The organism is Zoogloea sp. LCSB751 (assembly GCF_002028455.1).
In the GTDB taxonomy this organism is placed as follows: domain Bacteria; phylum Pseudomonadota; class Gammaproteobacteria; order Burkholderiales; family Rhodocyclaceae; genus Zoogloea.
Genome location: NZ_MWUM01000709.1, coordinates 1 through 230 on the forward strand (window position 1 = coordinate 1; position 230 = coordinate 230).

Sequence of the window (230 nt, forward strand, 5' to 3'; positions counted from 1 at the left end):
TGCATCAGGGCGCGGGCAATCATTAACCGCCGCTTCATCCCCCCCGACAAGGTGCGGGACTGACTATTACGTTTCTCCCACAAATCCAGCTGACTTAAGTATTTTTGGGCTCGCTCAAGAGCCACGACCTTAGGTACACCATAATAACCCGCCTGATTCACCACAATTTGCAGCACAGTTTCAAACTGGTTGAAGTTAAATTCCTGTGGCACTAAACCTATGCACAGCTT

The 230-nt window shown here is 49.1% G+C and carries 1 protein-coding gene; it reads right to left on the reverse strand.

The features are described 5' to 3' along the window. Positions 1–230: ATP-binding cassette domain-containing protein (locus tag B4920_RS28270; RefSeq protein WP_139379810.1), on the reverse strand; the 230-nt coding region annotated here is incomplete at both ends.